This is a genomic window from Luminiphilus sp. nBUS_16, from assembly GCF_051201645.1.
In the GTDB taxonomy this organism is placed as follows: Bacteria; Pseudomonadota; Gammaproteobacteria; order Pseudomonadales; family Halieaceae; genus Luminiphilus.
Window position 1 is genome coordinate 940,909 of record NZ_CP179205.1, and the last position, 17,696, is coordinate 958,604.

Sequence of the window (17,696 nt, forward strand, 5' to 3'; positions counted from 1 at the left end):
TTACACCAACCCTGCAAAGCCCATGAAGGCAAGGGAAGCAAGTCCGGCCGTGATCATGCCGATAGCGGCCCCCTGAAAAGGTTCGGGAACGTCGGCTACGGTGAGGCGCTCGCGCATGGCTGCGAACAACACTAAAACTAAGGAAAACCCCACAGCGGCGCCAAATCCATAAAATAAGGATTGGGTGAAGTTATGTGCCTGATTGATGTTGAGTAACGCCACCCCTAACACGGCGCAATTGGTGGTAATCAACGGCAAGTACACGCCCAACACGCGGTGCAGCAGCGGGCTGGACTTACGCACCACCATTTCAGTGAATTGCACAACGACGGCGATAACCAAGATAAAGCTTATGGTGCGTAGGTAGGTGAGGTCTAGGGGTACCAGCAGCCATGTGTAGGTGAGATAGCTGCAGACCGATGCGAGTGTCAGCACAAAAGTTGTGGCAGCCGACATACCCATCGCCGTCTCAAGTTTATTGGAGACGCCCATAAACGGACACAACCCCAAAAATTGGACAAGAACAAAATTATTGACGAGCACTGTCCCCGCTAGGAGTAGTGCGTAATCGGCCAGCATGCGCAGCTCCGGCAACCCTGAAGTTTAGTCTGGCCCTATTCTAGACAAAACCGAGCGTTACGGTAATGTTTTGGTGTTATATGCTTAAGACTTTCCGTCCTCGACCATAGCGGCAACATTATCGGGGTCTACCCGCTGCAACAGCGGCTGAAAGTCGTTTAACTCATGGGCCAATAACGGCGCATCGAGGTCATGCCAGTTTAGGTTAACCTTGAGAAATAATTCCGACCGCTCTGCCATGTTGGGCAGAACAGGCTTCAGGTAGGTGATCAGTGCACGGAAAAGATTGATTCCTACCGAGCATACCGCCTGCACCTCAGCCTCGCTGCCCGGCTCTTTTGCGAGAACCCAGGGCTTTTTGTCATCGATGTACTGATTAGCTTGGTCGGCTAAGGCAATGATTTCACGCATAGCACGACTGAATTCACGGGCTTCGTAAAGTGCGGCTATATCGTCGCCGGCGTCGATAAAACGTTGAACTAGGGCGGGCTCTGCACACTGCTCACTTAGGGTGTTGGCAAACTTTTTACGCAAAAATCCCGCGCATCGACTCGCAATATTGACCACCTTGCCGACTAGGTCTGAGTTTACGCGTTTGATGAAGTCATCGAGATTCAAGTCGAAGTCATCAACGCCGGCCCCCAGCTTGGCAGCAAAGTAGTAGCGCAGGTACTCAGGGTCAAGGTGTTTTAGGTAGGCACTGGCATGTATGAAGGTGCCGCGGCTTTTAGACATTTTTGTCCCATCAACGGTCAGGAAGCCGTGGGCGTAAATAGCTGTCGGTAGACGCAACTCTGCAGCTTGCAGCATTGCCGGCCAAAACAAGCCGTGGAAGTTGATGATGTCTTTACCAATAAAGTGATAGAGCTCAGTGTCATGTCCCGGCTGCCACCACTGATCGAAATCGACGTTCTCCCGCTGGCAGTAGTCAAGGCAGCTGGCAATATAGCCAATGGGGGCGTCGAGCCAGACGTAGAAATATTTTCCCGGGTGTCCGGGGATCTCAAAGCCAAAGTAGGGGGCATCGCGACTGATATCCCAATCCTGCAGACCTGCGTCGATCCATTCACGTAATTTATTGCGAATAGCGGGTTGCAGACTGCCGCTTGATGTCCACTTTTCAAGAAGTTCGTGGAAATGGGATAGCTGAAAAAACAGATGATCTGACGCTTTTTCAATGGGTGTGGCCCCTGAAAGCGCTGAAACAGGATCGATCAGATCTGTGGGGCTATAGGTGGCCCCGCAGGCTTCGCAGTTGTCGCCGTATTGATCGGGAGTTTTGCAGCGCGGGCAGGTTCCTTTAATGAACCGATCGGCTAGAAAAAGACCTTTGTCGGGGTCGAAAGCCTGAGTGATTTCGCGGCTGCCAATGTGTCCCTGAGTGTCTAATCGGTTGAAAATTTCAGCGGACCACTGTTGGTTTTCGGGGGAGTGGGTGGAGGCGTAGTTATCAAAACCAATGAGAAAGCCCGTCGAATCTTCTAAATGGTTTAGCCGAACGCGCTCAATGTGTGTTTCTGGCGAAGTTCCGGCTTTTTCTGCCGCAAGCATGATAGCTGTACCATGGGCGTCGTCCGCGCACACGTATATACATTGGTGTCCTCGTGAGCGCTGAAATCTCACCCAGATATCGGCTTGCACCTGCTCCAATATGTGTCCAAGGTGCAGCGGAGCATTGGCGTAGGGGAGGGCTGATGTGACGAGTATATTCCGCGTTGCAGAGGTCATACGGGGCTAGAGCCTGATAATGAAGTGAGCGAAGTCTACCGGAACACAAGCACTGTTTCATGCTGAGTTGAGCCAGTTAGGTATACTTGCGCTCTTTTTTACCCAGCCGGAAAAATGGGCAGCCAGAAAATGCAAACACAACCGAAATATATTGTCGCCATCGCCTCCGGAAAAGGGGGGGTGGGAAAATCCACGGTCACCATGAATCTTGCCTTCGCACTGCAGCAGCAAGGTCGGTCGGTTGGTCTGTTGGATGCGGATATTTATGGGCCCAGTCAGCGTCGTATGCTGGGTGTGAGCCCGGAAATTACGCCTGAGCAGGAGGGTGAAAAATGGCTCCACCCTGTTTCAGTAAACGGAATCAAAGCCATGTCGATGGCGTTTCTGACAGATGAGTCAACTGCCATGGTCTGGCGTGGGCCCATGGCGAGCGGAGCGCTGGTTCAGATGCTTGAACAAACCCTTTGGGGGGAGTTGGACGTTTTGTTGGTCGATATGCCTCCGGGCACCGGAGACATCCAGCTGACGCTGGCACAAAAGGCGGCCTTAGCGGGGGCAGTCATCGTGACCACGCCACAGGATATTGCCCTCATCGACGCCAAGAAAGGCATTGAGATGTTCCGCAAGGTAGACATCCCCGTGCTGGGGGTAATCGAGAATATGGCCACCCACGTATGCTCGCAGTGCGGGCATGAGGAACCAATATTCGGCAGTGGCGGTGGTGAGCAAATGGCAGGCCAATACGATGTTGATGTGCTGGCTAGTCTTCCCTTATCGAAGATTGTTAGGGAAACTGCCGATGCGGGTGTCGCCATGCTGCATGAAGCGCCTGAGGATCCTGCTTCCCAGGGCTTTCAGCAGGCTGCGTCCGCCTTATGGCTGAGCCTTTGTGCCGCCAAACCTAATGCAGGGCCCGTAATCACCATGGGCGACGATTGAACCTAGAGCTGGAGTACTGATTTTGACGATTAAATCTGACCGCTGGATACGTGAAATGGCTGACACAAAAGGGATGATTGAGCCTTTTGAGTCAGGTCAGGTCCGACAGAGAGGAGATGAAAGACTGATTTCCTACGGCACCTCTAGCTACGGCTACGACGTGCGCTGTAGTCGCGAGTTTAAAGTCTTCACTAATATAAATTCAGCGACGGTAGATCCCAAAAACTTTGATGAGGGCAGCTTTGTCCATGTTGAGAGTGATGTCTGCGTGATTCCGCCAAATTCCTTCGCGCTGGCCGCAACGGTCGAATATTTTCGGATACCTCGTAATGTTTTGACAGTTTGTCTGGGTAAAAGTACGTATGCGCGCTGTGGGATTATCGTAAATGTCACGCCACTGGAACCTGAGTGGGAGGGGCATGTCACCCTCGAGTTTTCAAATACCACCACGCTGCCGGCAAAAATCTATGCCAATGAGGGGGTCGCTCAGATGTTGTTTTTTGAGTCGGATGAGATTTGTGAAACCAGCTACGCGGACCGTGGTGGGAAGTATCAGGGCCAGCGAGGTGTGACCTTGCCCAAAGCTTAACGGCTGACAACTGAGGGCTCGAGTGCCAGAGACTCAAGGAGAATTTCAATTGTGGAATCATCTTCCTCGTGGCGAGTGCGAACCATCAAATAGTCCAGCGACGGTGCAATCCAAACATTGGAGCGCCGTGATGCCTCCGGTGACCGCACCTGTTGATAATGAAGAGTTTGCACGTCGCCCTCAGACGTCGTAAGCGCCTCTGTTCCCATGAATTTTAACGTTCGTTGTTTGATTCGAGCCCCATCGACGACCCTGAACTGGAGGATGTCGGGTGGTGCATCAGAGGCTTGCGCCGCTATTTTAAGATCTAGGCGCAGCTGCTCCTGTTGGCTCAGCTGATCGAGGACCCCCGCCGACCAGGAATGCTCTGTCCAGTCGCCTTTTTTCAAGCTTTTGATGACGCCATCCTCGGGTAAAAAAATAACCTCCCGTCGGCGGCGGACAACAGACTTAAGGTGGTAGCCGTAATCAATGCCTTGAATTTGCTCTCCAATGAGCTTGAATCGAGCGGATTCTTTTATCTTGGCGAACATAGAGCTGCCGTTGCTAGTAAGCGTGTAGCCATCATCGGTAGCCACGAGTTGGCGTTTAATCCGCACCTTCATTCCCATCGCTGTCGTTGAGTAAGTGGCTGTGTAGGGGGTCAGCGGGGTCGGTTCGGTAGCGGCAGCACCAACGACAGTAAGCGGGCTCAATGCCCATAAAAAGAATAGCCCACCACACAGAAGTTTTTTCATCAGCTAGGCCTCCAAAGCTTCCCGCCGGGAGGGAGTATTTCGTTACCCCACATCACCCCTTGGGCGTTTAGCCTGACTTCACCTGTCAGCAAGAGGTTGGCGGCATAGGGGTAAAGCTTATGTTCAAACGGCAGTACGCGACTCGCGAGTGATGCTGCAGTATCCCCATGCTCTATGGGTACCGGGGTTTGTAAGATACCCGGACCTTCATCGAGACCGGGGGTCACAAAATGAACGGTAGCACCGCTTTCATGTTCCCCCGCATCTAGAGCTCGTTGGTGGGTGTTGAGCCCGCGGTATTTTGGTAGCAGCGAGGGATGAATGTTAATGAGTTGGCCGCGAAAGCGATCGACAAAATTACCGGTCAGGATGCGCATGAACCCGGCTAGAACAATAACGTCGGGTTTAAATTCGTATATTGTTTCCGCGAGGACCTCATCAAAGGCCTCTCTGGATTCATACAAAGTGTGATCGACCACTGCGGTGGCGATACCTGCATCTTGAGCAATTTTCAGACCCGCGGCTTCGGGGCGATTGCTGATGACAACCTCAACCGAACCCTGAAGTTCGCCGGCCTGTTGCGCTCGCAAAAATGCCCCAAGGTTACTGCCTCTGCCAGACAGCAGTAGCGCTAGGCGTCCCGAGCCCCCTTTCATCCTGAGAACTCGACCCCTCCAGCACCGCTGACAATATCGCCTATTTGCCAAGCGTTGATGCCTGTGCCGGTTAGGTGATCCAGGGTTGTTTGTGCCTGGTCAGCAGCCACGACAACGACCATGCCGACTCCGCAATTGAAGGTACGCAGCATCTCATATTGCTCGACGTTGCCGCCTTGCTGAAGCCATTCAAAAACAGCGGCTGGGCGCCAGCTGCTGAGATCGATTCGTGCGGTACAGCCAGTAGGCAAAACGCGAGGTAAATTTTCGGGGAGGCCGCCACCAGTAATATGTGCCATCGCATGTATTGGCACAGCTTTTTGCAGGGACAAGAGCGCGCGATTATAGATCGTAGTGGGGGCCAGTAGCGCGTCTATTAGTGTCTGTCCGTCAGAGAGGGGGGTGTCCAGCGCAGCAGATTGCACCTCTATGATTTTTCGAATGAGAGAAAAACCATTTGCGTGGGGGCCACTCGAGGGAAGGGCAATAAGCACATCACCATCAGCGACCTTTTTGCCGTCGATAATGTCTCTCTTTTCTGCTACGCCCACACAAAAACCGGCGAGGTCATAATCCTCGCCTTCATACATGCCGGGCATTTCTGCGGTTTCTCCGCCGACTAAGGCACAACCCGCTAACTCACAGCCCTTACCAATGCCGGTGACGACCTCTGCCGCAACGTCGATATTGAGTTTGCCTGTTGCGTAATAGTCGAGGAACAACAGGGGTTCAGCACCGACCACGGCAATGTCGTTACTGCACATCGCCACTAAGTCGATGCCAATCGAATCGTGACGCCCAGCTGTCATGGCGAGTCGCAGTTTCGTGCCAACCCCATCGGTGCCCGAGACGAGTACCGGCTGCTCAAATCCTTGGGGTATTTCTACCAACGCACCAAAGCCTCCAATGCCGCCCATCACTTCGGGTCTTCGAGTTGCTGCGGTGACACTTTTCAGGCGATCAACCAATTCATTGCCGGCGTCGATGTCGACGCCTGCGTCTCGATAGGACAAGGTGGGCTTCTTTGAGGTATCGCTCATGGGTGCTAACGCCATTTGGTCAGTGGTGGTGGGGACAGGGTACTGGCTGGCTGTGAACTAGGGAAGCAACGCTCCAAGGTTTTCACTGGTAAACTTACGGCATGTTAAATCTAATTCGCACATTTAAGGGCCGGATCGGTCAAATTGTCCTCTTTTCGGCGGTGGCATTTCCTGTGTTTGGCCAGTCAGATTTTTACGCTGCCCGCGTTGAAGTGCCTGATCGCAGTGACGCAGCATTGGCATCCGGGGCGCGGGAAGCTCTAAACCGAGTGCTTATCAGAGTGTCTGGCAATGAGGAAATTGCTAAAAACCCGACGGTTGCGGCCGCCTTGAGAGTGGCCCGCGACCGTGTTTCGATCTATAGCTTTGGGCAAGAAGGAGGGCAGGTCTACCTTCAGGCTACATTCGATGATGTTTTAGTGAAAAGTATATTGCGTGAGTCAGACGCCACCTTTTGGTCAGAAGATCGGCCGCCGGTATTACTTTGGCTGGTTGTGGATGAGCCTTACAGTCGCCGATTTGCAACCGTGAGCCAAGACGGCGCTTTACTGTTGGAGCTATCTGAGGCCTTCGCTGCAAGGGGCATTGACCTGCGTTTGCCTCTCCTTGATTTGGAGGATGCAGCCAAGCTGTCCCCTGAAATGGTTTGGCAACGCGTAGCGCGCAGAATTCGCTCGGCGTCTCAGCGGTATGGCACCGAGCATATTTTAGTCGGACGATATGTACAGTTGACCACGGGTTCACAGCTTGCGGATTGGCTTTACCTAGACAGTGAGGATCAGCGGCAAGTTCAGGTGCAGGGCAGTAAAACGACGCCGGTCGTGTTGGCTGGAGTCGATCTTGCTGTCGACGCTATGGCCGATCGCTACGCTGTGACACTTGAGTCAACGCCGGGGCAGAGCTTTATTGCCGTGACGGTTACGGGAGTGGAGAGCTTTACTGATTATCAATCCGTTGTGGGTATACTGCGCCAGCTCCCGGTACTGGATTCCCTCATGATTGATGAAATTTACAAAGACAGGCTGGGAGTTCGAGTGACGGGACTGAGCAACGCTGAGGCGTTGGCCCGGGTGCTGCCCGGTCGATCACGACTGGTTGTCTCGGGTGATGTGTCAGCTAACCGCATAAACTTGCATTGGGGGCAACCATGAGTAACGAAGCTGCTGTGAATCGATGGCCTTTCGTACTGGGCCTGATTGCGGCAATGGCGGTATTTATTTGGGGTCTGCACCCTATTTTGGCGCCTTTTTTAGCGGGGGCGCTCATTGCCTATTTAGGGGATCCGGTAGTCGATGCCCTTGAAAGGCGGGGTATGGGTCGCTCCTCAGGCGTGATCTTGGTGTTCTTGATGCTCATATTGGTGACCACCGTCATTTTATTGGTGGGGGTTCCCCTGCTCATTGATCAGCTTGATCAAGCGATCAAGAAATTACCGATTCTCTATCGATGGGTATCGACCTCACTGCTGCCGTCGATACATGAACGCATTAGCGTAAGTCCAGTGCATTTGCCTCCTATCGACTGGGAGGCTGAATTAGCTGCGCGATGGCAATCTGTAGGCAAGCTGTTGGCAACCTCGGTAGCCAGCCTCACTCGATCGGGTTTTGGTGTCATTGCTGCGGTTTTCAATATGACATTAATACCCGTGGTGGCTTTTTACCTAATGCGTGACTGGGATCGCATGATGGCGGCGATACTTGACCTCGTGCCTGTGGCTTGGCAGCAAGACTTGAGTCGAATGGCCGCCGAAGCCAATGACGTTCTCGGTGCCTTTATACGCGGCCAGTTTTTAGTGATGCTCGCTCAGGCGTTTATCTACAGTGCAGGGTTGTGGGTTGTAGGTTTGGACTTTGCCTTAATATTAGGAACCGTGGCGGGCCTGGCCTCTATTATCCCCTACGCAGGTGCCGTGCTTGGTGTGGGCAGTTCCCTCTTAGTCGCTTGGTTTCAGTCTGGCGGTGATCTGGGCCTTATCGCTTGGGTTGGGCTGGTTTTTGGCGTTGGTCAAACGTTAGAGAGCATGGTTCTTACGCCGTTGTTAATTGGTGACCGAATCGGATTGCACCCCGTTTTGGTGATTTTTGCACTGTTGGCAGGTGGACAGTTGGCGGGTTTTACCGGCGTGCTGTTAGCACTACCTGTCGCGGCCGTAATTGTGGTTTTCTGTCGACATGCGGTCGGTTACTACCGCAACACTGACACCTATCGCAGCGATTGAACGTGAGGCCAGCGTGGTCGATCAGCTACCCCTGAAAATCTCTTTTGATAGCGACCTTAACCTGGATAACTTCCAGTCGCGTCCCGATCTGCTTCAGTTACTAACCGAGGTCGACGCCTTGCTGGCAGGGGCAGGGCAATCGCTGTTTCTTTGGGGGCCCCTTGGGGCCGGTAAAAGCCATTTGCTTCAGGGGATCAGCCGAGCGATCGGCCCCCGAGCCCTTTACTTACCTATGACGGAGCTTCTTCAGTATCCTCCAGAAGCCGTGCTTGAGGGGGTCGCGACCAGCGATGCGGTACTGATTGATGATGTCCAGCTGACTCTCGACAGAGATGATTGGCAGGAGGCCCTGTTCCACAGCTTTAATCGTTTAAAGGCGGCGGGCATTCCTCAGATTTACTCAGGCTTAGCGCCCCCTGCACAGATGACGGCGGTGTTACCCGATCTTCGGTCTCGGTGGGGTGAGCTGGTGGTCTATCACTTGCCTGCCTTGAGCGAGCACGAGCTTGGGGAATTGCTTCAGTTTCGGGCGTTACAGAGGGGGCTGAAGCTCTCTAACGAGGTCGTGCACTATATTTTAAGTCGTGCGCCCCGGGGTACTGAGGCATTAATGGCCTTGTTAGACGAGCTCGATGACGCAGCTCTAGCTAGGGGGCGCCCCATCACAATTCCTTTACTAGCGGAGCTTAGGCTGTGGTCTGGGGATCGGTGACGGTAACGGCATAGTCGTTTGGGCCCAGCTGTAAGTAGCTACGCAACCAGCGAACCAGCAAATACAAAGGCACAGTGTCTGCAAGGGCTGAGAGTGCTTTAAAGGCGTAGTTACTGCCTATCAGCACCAGCAGCGTGTTGAACGCCATCTCTCCACGCCAGTACACCGCGCCGAAGGTAACCGTGATGACCATAATGGAGTCGACCATTTGGCTCAGCAAAGTGCTGAAGTTGTTGCGTAACCATAGGTGCTTGCCTCGGGTGAGGCGTTTCCAAAAATGATACAGCTGAACATCACAGTACTGCGCAGTGATGTAGGCCAGCATCGAAGCGAAAACGGCCCCCGACGTTGTGGCATAAATCAGCTCAAATAATCCAATCTGTCCGCTGACAATATCGCCATTTGGCAGCGCCACAGGCTCCGCCAGTTGTATGATTTGCCAAGGGGGCATGGTCTCAGGTGGCACCGAAGGAGCTAGATTTCCTAAAGTGAGTACCGCAAGAATTAAAAGATTAAGGCCCAATCCAACGGTGACTAAAAAGTTCGCGCGGGCGCGCCCATAAAGCTCTGACACCAAATCGGTGCAAAGGAATGTCAGTGGGTAGGGCAATACGCCTACCGCTAAGGCGAGGGGGCCTAGCTGTATAAAGCGGGTGATGCCGACAACGTTGAGTAGAGTCATGGCGCCCAAAAATACGGCCGCCAACACTAAAAAGACCCGTTCGCGTCGCTCTCTGAGAAGCTCACTCGCCACGATTAATGCTCTACTTGCCCCAGATTTCCGTGCAACACGGCACCGTTTATCACGGGATTGCTGTGCGCCCAAACGATCAAGCGAGCAATTTCCTCAGGTTCAACAAGCCGCCCAAAGCTATTCATGGAACTGATAGCCTCAACGATTTTTTGGTCCTGACCAATATGATTGCGCAGCATCTCGGTATCAGTAAACCCAGGGCAAATTAGAGCGGTATGGATCCCTCTGCCCATTAAATCCTGACAAGTGGCACGCATCATTCCTAGCTGTGCATGTTTGCTCACGACGTAACTAAAGGCGCCTTTGACAGCCTTTTCAGATAGCGTTGACCCTACAAATAATACGCTAGAGCCGCTGGGCATCAGCGGCAGGAGCTCGCGGTTGAGGTTGTTAATGGCGAGGGTGTTGATCTGAAGGACGGTTGCTAAGGACGCATCATCGGTGTCGTCTGCGGTGTCCTTGAGCATCAATGCAGCGTTGTGAACCAAGCACACCGATTCGAGCTGCTTATCTTTTAAATGCGCTGACAATGAACTTGTCAGCTCTTGAACCGATTTTCGGTCGCTTAAATCACCGCATAAATCCGTCACCCCGCTCACAGGGCAGGGGCGGCGAGAAATGTTGATGACGGCAAAACCGGCATTGAGAAACAGGGCCGCAGCAGCAGCTCCGATGCCCGAGCTGGCTCCCGTGATAATGGCGGTTTGTGTCATGCTGGTGGCTTTCCTTAATCCTCTATGATCGGTACGCAGGTCTGCAGCAGCTGGATGGCAAACCTCTCTATTGGCTTGCTAACCGCTTCACCAGACCCCACCATACACTGTCCCCACAAATCTGGCAGTCCACAATGGATCGTTTGACTACACTTTACATCGACAAGGAAGCGCACAAGTTTTCAGCGGCGCATTTCACGATTTTCACAGCCACCGACCGCGAGCGGCTGCATGGGCACAACTACTCAGTGTCAGCTCGCATTGTGGCGCCCATGGGGAGCAACGGATTCTCTGCCGATTACAACGTTTACAAACGTCGAATTGCCGATCTCTGCAAGCCCCTTGACGAGTACATGTTGGTGGCTGGTAACTCACCCTATCAAACCATCGAGGAGCATGAAGACGAATATTGGGTGACCTTTGCGGGCAGAACCTTGAAGTTTTTACAAGACGAGACCCAGTTGTTGCCCGTCGTCAATGTCACCGTGGAGGAGTTGGCGCATTATCTGTTGGATAAATTGATGATGTTGAGTGAGGGTGAAGGTCTGGTTGAGGTCGAAGTGGGGGTTTCCTCGGGGCCAGGACAGACAGGCTCTGCATTGTGGACTGAAGCCGGGAAAAATAAATCATAGTATTAGTGAACTTTTCTGCTGTCGCCGGGGTCTGAATTAATAGCTGCAGTGATGGCGCCACCACGGGGATGGCGCAAGGGAAACATCCTGCTAGCCCCTTTCCTGCGATGCAGGGGGGCCCCGATTTGAGTGGCTCCTTTTTCGCCGGCTAATCGCCGGCGTTTTTTTTGCTTTTTTTCGGGGTCAGCGTCCCAGCTCGTCGAGTAGCTGTTTGAGTGACTGCGCGGTTTGTGGGCCTTTTAAGGTGGCAACTAGGGCGCCGTCAGGGCTTACAATCAGTGTTGTTGGTAGCACGCTCGGGCGCGGAACACCTAGGGCCAAGGCAGGATCTTGGGGTAAGTTGGCAAAGAGTATGCCCATTTCTGAGCGTTGTTGGCTCAGCTCGGACCCCTTTTGATCGTCATAATTAACACCAAAAACCGTAATATCTGGGGCTTCATCAACAAGGTTGAGCTCGGGGATTTCTTCGCGGCAGGGGGTACACCAAAGCGCCCAGTAATTAACCAGTCGCCACTGTCCTTCTGCAGGCAGTGACTGTGTTGGTTGACCATCACAGCCTGTCGCAAGCAGCAACATGAGTGCCAGTACGCGCTTCATAAAGTTTCTGACAGTGCGCTGTCGCCCTCCGCCGTGCTAAAAAGTTTCTGTAGGGATATGCTCAAAATCTCACTTTGAACCTGCCGTTGCTCACTGAGTAATGCGTTCGCACGTATTTGCCAGGGCTTGCAAACCGCTAAGGTGACAGGAACCTCCAACTCTTGGTTGATGAGGGCTTTGATCTCTATGAGCCGGACATGGTGCAGGTCACGGCTGAGTATGTAGTGACCCTGAAGCGTTTGAGTGATGAGGTTCGCTGCCATGAGTGAATCTCGAATGTGGCGCCAGCTGTCGCTATCTAGACCATCACCTATAACATCTCGGTCGCTGAGTATTTGGAGCTCCCCAAGAGTGTAGCCCTTCAGTTGAGCGCGCCATAATAAATAAAGAACATCGAGAGCTTTGAGTAGGACTGGGCGCTGCGCCTGCGCAGCTGTCTGATAGGAGGCCTGACTGTGCACAACAATGGCCCCCAAAAGAATGATGGTCCATGTGATGTAGAGCCACAGTAAAAAGATAGGTACGGCTGCGAACGCCCCATAAATAAGTGCGTAACTGGAGTTGGCAATGGCGGCGGTAAATAGGGCTTTTGCGGCGGTAAAAGTGACAGCTACAAAGAGGCCTCCAAAAATAGCGTGTCGAAAGGGTACGGCGCAGTTGGGAACCGCCATGTAGAGTGCCGTTACGCCGAGTATCCCTAAGACAAAGGGGAGGAGTGAAAGTAAGGCGGATGAAACGCCCAGCACATCGATCCCCTCTACAGCGTGGGCGGCCGCAAAGAGATAGGCCTTGATGCCTATGCCGAGACCGATGAGGATCGGTGCCAAACTGAGCACTGCCCAATACAGCAGAACACTCGAAACGACATTTCTATTTTCACGGTTGCGCCAGATGTTGTTGAACGCTCGCTCGACATTTCGCAACATAAGCACGGCCGTGGTTGCCAAAATCGCAATACCGACACCCGTAAGATTCTTTGCTTGCTCGGAAAAGCTGGTGAGATAGTTCGCAACGTCTTGGGAGGCCTCGGGAAGCAGGTTATCGACCAGAAACTGCTGAAGTTGCGCCTGAATATCGGTGGCAGTGGGGATCGCCGTTGATATGGAATAAACTAAGGTCAGTAGCGGCACGAGGGCAAAGAGACTCATGTAAACCAGCGCTGCAGCTATTTCAGAACAGCGGTCATCTTGATAGCGCTGCAGCAAATACCGACAGCGATCCACGGCGTTCTGTATTGGGGAGTGCTCTGTCATACTATGCGCTCGTGTGATGGTTGTTCGGTAACGTAACCGAGTTAACAGTCCCTCATTAAGCTTAGCAGGGCGGCGTTGCCTGTAAATCAGCTATCATCCTTTTTTTTAAGAATACTATGAAATCGATGTCCTATATTTTGGTGCTCTACTATTCCCGCGGTGGCAAGACCGCAGAAATGGCATCGCGGATAGCGCGGGGTGTTAGTCAAGTGCCGGGTATTGAAGCGCGCTTGCGGACCGTGCCTCCTGTCGCGACTAGCATCGATGAGCGGGCCCCCGACATTCCCGATAGCGGTCCCCTTTATTGCGAGGAGGATGACTTACGCCAATGTTCAGGCCTTATATTGGGAAGTCCCACTCGCTTTGGCAATATGGCGGCGCCGTTAAAGCATTTTATCGATACAACTTCATCGCTATGGCTAAGTGGGGCCCTGATTAACAAGCCTGCAGCCGTTTTCACTTCAACGTCCAGTTTGCATGGTGGTCAGGAAAGCACGTTGCTGAGTATGCTGCTGCCGTTAATGCATCACGGCATGATACTGACAGGGCTCCCTTACAGTGAGTCGGGTTTGCGTCAAACAACGGGAGGGGGTACACCCTATGGCGCTAGTCATTGGGCCGGTGAGAATAATGAGCGACCACTCGATGAGCATGAAAGCGCGCTGTGTCAGGCTTTGGGCAAGCGCGTGGCAACGATAGCCTTAGCGACGGACTCCATACTGTGATGGCACGTGGTTCTACGACTCGAAAAATTTGGTGGGCACTGTGGCTTTTTTGGTCGCTGGTGATTGTGCAACAAATTGTACTCGACGCCCGCTTTGGGGCGCCTGTTCAGTGGTTGATTCTGCAGGTGGTGCCCCTCTTAGTGTTTGTCCCTTGGGTTCTCAGGGATAACTTGCACAGTCTAATTTGGCTGTCCTTTGTGCTCCTGGGATACTTTGTTTTAGCGGTGCAGACCGCCTTTGCAAGACCCGGTGATGGGGTTGCCCTCGCCGGTGTATTTTTGCAGGTGATTTTATTCTTGGTAGCGGCCCTCTACATCCGCTTTCGAGGCCGAGAGCTGAGGCGGCAACAAACGCCCGAAGTTATGGAGAAGTAGTCATGGTGGTTTGGCGTTATATACGCGGTTTTTTCAAAGGGCTTTGGCGCGGCCTATCCCTCTTTAATAAGGCCGTAATGACGCTAGTCCCACTTGCGGTGACTCTCTACGTCGTGGTGATTATTGCTGTGGCTTTTAATCAGGTCGCTCCTGACCCAATTCCAGAGCATGCGGCACTGGTGATCAACCCCAGCGGCGAGCTCGTTGAAAACCCTTCGCCGTTAGAGCCCATCGAAGCATTGATGCAAGACGGCGCTGGGGAAGTGCTGGTTTTTCGCGTCAAAAAAGCAATAAAAGAAGCCGCCGAGGACGATCGTATTACGGCCTTAGTTCTAGACCTTGAGGCACTAAACGGACCTTCAATCAGTCATGTTCAAGAATTAAAGTCGGCGGTTGAAGCTTTCCAATTGTCGGGGAAACCCGTCGTTGCGATAGGCGATTACTACTCTCAGTCCCAATATTTGTTGGCCTCTCAGGCTGACCATGTTCTGCTGCATCCAGAAGGAGGTATAGAGGTTTCTGGGTTTGCGGTGTATCGAAATTATGTACGCGAACTGCTCGATAACGTTTATCTGACAATGAACGTGTTTCGGGTAGGCGAGAGTAAATCAGCGGTTGAGCCTTACCTTCGTGATGACATGTCTGACCTTGAACGAGAGGTTGTGGGTCATTGGTTGGGTGATGTTTGGCGCGCCTACACGGGGCTTGTGGAAGCACCTAGAGAGATGGCGCCAGGATTTGTTGATCAATTCATTGATGAATTTCCGGATCGATTAGAGATAGCGGGGGGTGATGCTGCTGCGTTGATGTTGGAAGCCGGATTTGTCGATGAGCTAACGACCCACAGTCGAAGGGATGAAATGTTGGCCGACTGGGTGGGGGCGACGGATGACGACGGCCACTGGATTTCTGTGTCGGTTAATGACTATTTGGCCGCCCGTGAGGCAGAAAATGAGGTTGAGGAGACCAAACCGCGCATAGCGGTTGTCCCTATCGAGGGCGAGTTAATTCCCGGAGAGAGCGGTCGCGGTTTTGCAGGCTCTGACACGGTAGTGGCGCAGCTAGAGCGAGCACTTGAGCAAACGGATTTGAGCGCCATTGTCCTGCGTATTAACTCTCCCGGTGGCAGTGTGTTTGCGTCAGAAGTCATTCGCCAGAAAATCCTAGAGATACAAGCACTTGATTTTCCGGTTGTCGCATCAATGGGTTCGGTAGCGGCCTCTGGTGGTTATTATATTGCCGCCGATGCGGACGAAATATGGGCACATCCCAGCACCATCACGGGCAGCATTGGCGTATTTGCGGCGTTCCCCACGGTAGAGAAACTCTATCAATGGGCAGGAGTCACTCCCGACGGTGTTAGCACGTCCAGTCTTGCGACGGCGGCCAGGTTGGATACCGGAGTGAGCGATACCGGACGTCGTATTATCAACAGCATGATTAGCAATGTTTATAGCGACTTTGTGACCCTGGTGGCTGCGGGGCGTGGCAAAACCTGGGACGAAATAAATGCCGTAGCGGGCGGTCGAGTTTGGAGCGGAGAGGACGCCCTCACAGTGGGGCTGGTCGATAGTTTAGGTGGCCTGCAAGCCGCGCTTGATGCAGCCGCAGGTCTCGCCGAAGTTGAGGACTTCGATACACTCTATATTGGTACGCCGATAAGTCCTGAGCAGCGATTCTTTGAGCAAGTGGGAAGAGGGCTGGGTCAGGCACAGCTGCCGGGCAGCTCCGTGCTAAATCGTTTATCGCAGCAACTAGCGCCTTTCATTCGGCTGTCCGATAGCTTGCAGGACCCTGCCAGTATGTATCTGCGTTGCCTTGAGTGTGGTGGATTCTGATGTTTGAGAAAGCCGACTTAAAAAATAAGGCCACACCCGCCCGGTCGGCGGCGACATTGATCGTAACTCGAGACGGAACTGATGGGTTGGAGGTGCTGCTGTTACGCCGCAACCCCGCGCTTAAAGTTATGGCAGGTGCCTGGGTTTTTCCCGGCGGCAAGGTCGATGAAGCTGATGCCGGTGAGGACGCTCTTGCTAGAGCTAATAACGCTGCGATACGAGAACTGCATGAAGAGACGGGGCTCGAGGTTGGGTCGGAGCCCATTATCCATTTTTCACGGTGGTTGACTCCTGAAGTGGTCAAACATCGATTTGATACCCACTTTTTTCTGGCCCCACAAAGTGGCAACACTTCAGTCGTAGTCGATGGTAGTGAAATCGTTGAGTATCGCTGGGTAAAGCCCGATATCGCGATAGCGGAACAGGCGGCAGGGACGTTAAAGGTGCCACCGCCAACCTTGGTATCACTGACTGACGTGGCCGAGTACGAAAGCTTGGCTGATCTTGTGAAGGCCGTTAAGCGTCGACAGCCGCCTTATTTTTTCCCGAGAATTCTCGAGCAGGGAGAAGATCACGTGTTTTTGTATCCGGGCGACTCAGGGTATGAGGCCTCTGACGTGAGTTTAGCGACCGTCCGTCACCGAACAACCATGCATCAAGGTGTCTTTACTTATCGACGGGATTTTCCCTGGCCTGACCATCACCAGTAGCTACGAAAGCCTGCGTTTTTTTTGCGGGGGCCCCTCTTTAAGCTCGATCGGCAGCTGCGCCTCAAAAATGATCACTTGCTGGCCATTCAGAGCTAAAGGTTCTCGTCTGTAGAGCTCTAGTGTCGAAGCCTTCGTCCCACAATTTGTGCCGTGATAGGCCAGGTTTAACGGCAACTCCCTCGTGGTCACAACGTTTTAGCTAAGTGGGCGGTGATTTTGCTATCGCCGGTGAGATGGTTTTTGACGCAGGATAGCGCTTTTAATACTTCATGACGGAGCAACCCCACATAGGATAGCTCAGCGCCAATTGGCTCCCGGCAATTTTGCGCGTGTTGTGGCGACATTGGTGTCGAAAATATCTGCAACGGGGCGTTGGTGGCCCACCTCCCAACGTCGCGATATCATGGTGACCGGGAAGAGAAACACCTCACTATTACCATATTGCAGCGCTCGTGTGCGCCCTGCTCGATCACGGTAAACGACCCAATTCATGTTAAGCTCGCTGGCGAAGAGATCTCCGAGTACTACGCCAAGGGCTTGCAGTTCTAATTTGTCATCGGGGGCGATTAGACCCAGCTCAAGAATACGTTGAAGAGTGGCAAGATCCCGTTGGGGAATCCCCGTTAATTGTTGGCCCAGTTGGTTTGCCAGAGATTCGATGCTAGAGCGCTGCGCAGCCATAAATTGTTGGTCGATAGGGCTCAGAGGTTCAATGCGTCGATCCAAGGTGTTGGGCGAGATGATGGCATCCTGAGCCCAACTTTGGGGACCAGCAGTGACCGACAAAAACAACAACAGAAAGGGGAGAATAATTTGTCTCACTTTAAGTTGTATCGAAACTCTCGAAGTGGATAATTGCGCGATCATGATCAAAGTACAAAACCCAACAATGCCTTTGGATG

Annotated in this window: 20 protein-coding genes; 10 read left to right on the plus strand and 10 right to left on the minus strand. The window is 52.9% G+C overall.

Annotated features, from left to right (window positions below; all coding sequences use genetic code 11):
- Both rsxA and metG read right to left on the minus strand, forming a co-directional pair.
- Window positions 1–579, minus strand: coding sequence for an electron transport complex subunit RsxA (gene rsxA / locus ACMAY6_RS04235; RefSeq protein WP_435214723.1), 579 nt, complete (start codon window positions 577–579; stop codon window positions 1–3).
- An 84-nt stretch (window positions 580–663) separates the two neighbouring features.
- Window positions 664–2,307 (minus strand): methionine--tRNA ligase, encoded by a 1,644-nt coding sequence (gene metG / locus ACMAY6_RS04240; RefSeq protein WP_435214725.1) that lies wholly within the window; start codon window positions 2,305–2,307, stop codon window positions 664–666.
- Window positions 2,308–2,436: 129 nt separating this feature from the next.
- Here metG and ACMAY6_RS04245 point away from each other — a divergent pair, with 129 nt between their 5' ends.
- On the plus strand, window positions 2,437–3,246 hold the full coding sequence (locus ACMAY6_RS04245; protein ID WP_435214727.1) for an Mrp/NBP35 family ATP-binding protein: 810 nt from the start codon (window positions 2,437–2,439) through the stop codon (window positions 3,244–3,246).
- Between the two features lie 22 nt (window positions 3,247–3,268).
- On the plus strand, window positions 3,269–3,835 hold the full coding sequence (gene dcd / locus ACMAY6_RS04250; protein WP_435214729.1) for a dCTP deaminase: 567 nt from the start codon (window positions 3,269–3,271) through the stop codon (window positions 3,833–3,835).
- Here dcd and ACMAY6_RS04255 read toward each other — a convergent pair.
- Genes ACMAY6_RS04255 through purM form a run of 3 tightly spaced genes read right to left on the minus strand, consistent with a single transcriptional unit; the run spans window position 3,832 to window position 6,268 of the window.
- Window positions 3,832–4,572 carry a DUF3108 domain-containing protein gene (locus ACMAY6_RS04255; RefSeq protein WP_435214731.1) on the minus strand — a complete coding sequence of 247 codons (741 nt, stop codon included), beginning with the start codon at window positions 4,570–4,572 and terminating at the stop codon, window positions 3,832–3,834. The two genes, dcd and ACMAY6_RS04255, sit on opposite strands and share 4 nt — an antisense overlap.
- A complete protein-coding gene (gene purN / locus ACMAY6_RS04260; RefSeq protein ID WP_435214732.1) occupies window positions 4,572–5,228 on the minus strand; it encodes a phosphoribosylglycinamide formyltransferase in 657 nt (218 codons plus the stop codon). The genes ACMAY6_RS04255 and purN overlap by 1 nt, the downstream gene beginning before the upstream one ends.
- Entirely contained in the window at window positions 5,225–6,268 is a 1,044-nt protein-coding gene (gene purM / locus ACMAY6_RS04265) for a phosphoribosylformylglycinamidine cyclo-ligase (RefSeq protein ID WP_435214734.1), read from the minus strand. The genes purN and purM overlap by 4 nt, the downstream gene beginning before the upstream one ends.
- 101 nt (window positions 6,269–6,369) lie before the next feature.
- Between purM and ACMAY6_RS04270 the strand changes: the two genes are divergently transcribed.
- Genes ACMAY6_RS04270 through hda form a run of 3 tightly spaced genes read left to right on the plus strand, consistent with a single transcriptional unit; the run spans window position 6,370 to window position 9,198 of the window.
- Window positions 6,370–7,419: a DUF2066 domain-containing protein gene (locus ACMAY6_RS04270; RefSeq protein ID WP_435214736.1), complete on the plus strand. Its 1,050-nt coding sequence runs from the start codon at window positions 6,370–6,372 to the stop codon at window positions 7,417–7,419.
- The gene (locus ACMAY6_RS04275) at window positions 7,416–8,486 is read left to right on the plus strand and encodes an AI-2E family transporter (RefSeq protein WP_435214738.1); all 1,071 of its coding nucleotides are present in this window, start codon (window positions 7,416–7,418) and stop codon (window positions 8,484–8,486) included. Before ACMAY6_RS04270 ends, ACMAY6_RS04275 begins: the two co-directional genes overlap by 4 nt.
- A complete protein-coding gene (gene hda / locus ACMAY6_RS04280; protein WP_435214740.1) occupies window positions 8,440–9,198 on the plus strand; it encodes a DnaA regulatory inactivator Hda in 759 nt (252 codons plus the stop codon). Before ACMAY6_RS04275 ends, hda begins: the two co-directional genes overlap by 47 nt.
- Here hda and ACMAY6_RS04285 read toward each other — a convergent pair.
- Window positions 9,173–9,952, minus strand: a complete 780-nt coding sequence (locus ACMAY6_RS04285; protein WP_435214742.1) for a queuosine precursor transporter — start codon at window positions 9,950–9,952, stop codon at window positions 9,173–9,175. The genes hda and ACMAY6_RS04285 overlap by 26 nt on opposite strands.
- 2 nt (window positions 9,953–9,954) lie before the next feature.
- Window positions 9,955–10,665, minus strand: coding sequence for an SDR family oxidoreductase (locus ACMAY6_RS04290; protein ID WP_435214744.1), 711 nt, complete (start codon window positions 10,663–10,665; stop codon window positions 9,955–9,957).
- 134 nt (window positions 10,666–10,799) lie between these two features.
- On the opposite strand from ACMAY6_RS04290, the gene ACMAY6_RS04295 reads away from it, so the two are divergent.
- Window positions 10,800–11,297 (plus strand): 6-pyruvoyl trahydropterin synthase family protein, encoded by a 498-nt coding sequence (locus tag ACMAY6_RS04295; protein ID WP_435214746.1) that lies wholly within the window; start codon window positions 10,800–10,802, stop codon window positions 11,295–11,297.
- A gap of 183 nt (window positions 11,298–11,480) precedes the next feature.
- Here the strand turns inward: ACMAY6_RS04295 and ACMAY6_RS04300 are convergent, their stop codons facing one another.
- Window positions 11,481–11,894, minus strand: a complete 414-nt coding sequence (locus ACMAY6_RS04300; RefSeq protein WP_435214748.1) for a TlpA family protein disulfide reductase — start codon at window positions 11,892–11,894, stop codon at window positions 11,481–11,483.
- Window positions 11,891–13,147 carry a YihY family inner membrane protein gene (locus ACMAY6_RS04305; RefSeq protein ID WP_435214750.1) on the minus strand — a complete coding sequence of 419 codons (1,257 nt, stop codon included), beginning with the start codon at window positions 13,145–13,147 and terminating at the stop codon, window positions 11,891–11,893. The genes ACMAY6_RS04300 and ACMAY6_RS04305 overlap by 4 nt, the downstream gene beginning before the upstream one ends.
- Window positions 13,148–13,263: 116 nt before the next feature.
- On the opposite strand from ACMAY6_RS04305, the gene wrbA reads away from it, so the two are divergent.
- The 4 genes from wrbA to ACMAY6_RS04325 are packed head-to-tail and all read left to right on the plus strand — an operon-like array spanning window position 13,264 to window position 16,794.
- Complete coding sequence (gene wrbA, locus ACMAY6_RS04310) at window positions 13,264–13,872, plus strand: NAD(P)H:quinone oxidoreductase (RefSeq protein WP_435214752.1); 609 nt, start codon at window positions 13,264–13,266, stop codon at window positions 13,870–13,872.
- Window positions 13,872–14,246 (plus strand): DUF2069 domain-containing protein, encoded by a 375-nt coding sequence (locus ACMAY6_RS04315; protein WP_435214754.1) that lies wholly within the window; start codon window positions 13,872–13,874, stop codon window positions 14,244–14,246. The genes wrbA and ACMAY6_RS04315 overlap by 1 nt, the downstream gene beginning before the upstream one ends.
- Before the next feature lie 2 nt (window positions 14,247–14,248).
- The gene (gene sppA, locus ACMAY6_RS04320; RefSeq protein ID WP_435214756.1) at window positions 14,249–16,084 is read left to right on the plus strand and encodes a signal peptide peptidase SppA; all 1,836 of its coding nucleotides are present in this window, start codon (window positions 14,249–14,251) and stop codon (window positions 16,082–16,084) included.
- Entirely contained in the window at window positions 16,084–16,794 is a 711-nt protein-coding gene (locus ACMAY6_RS04325; protein ID WP_435214758.1) for an NUDIX hydrolase, read from the plus strand. The genes sppA and ACMAY6_RS04325 overlap by 1 nt, the downstream gene beginning before the upstream one ends.
- Before the next feature lie 297 nt (window positions 16,795–17,091).
- Here ACMAY6_RS04325 and ACMAY6_RS04330 read toward each other — a convergent pair whose 3' ends face one another.
- Window positions 17,092–17,616: a DUF3806 domain-containing protein gene (locus ACMAY6_RS04330; RefSeq protein ID WP_435214760.1), complete on the minus strand. Its 525-nt coding sequence runs from the start codon at window positions 17,614–17,616 to the stop codon at window positions 17,092–17,094.
- Window positions 17,617–17,696 lie beyond the last annotated feature (80 nt).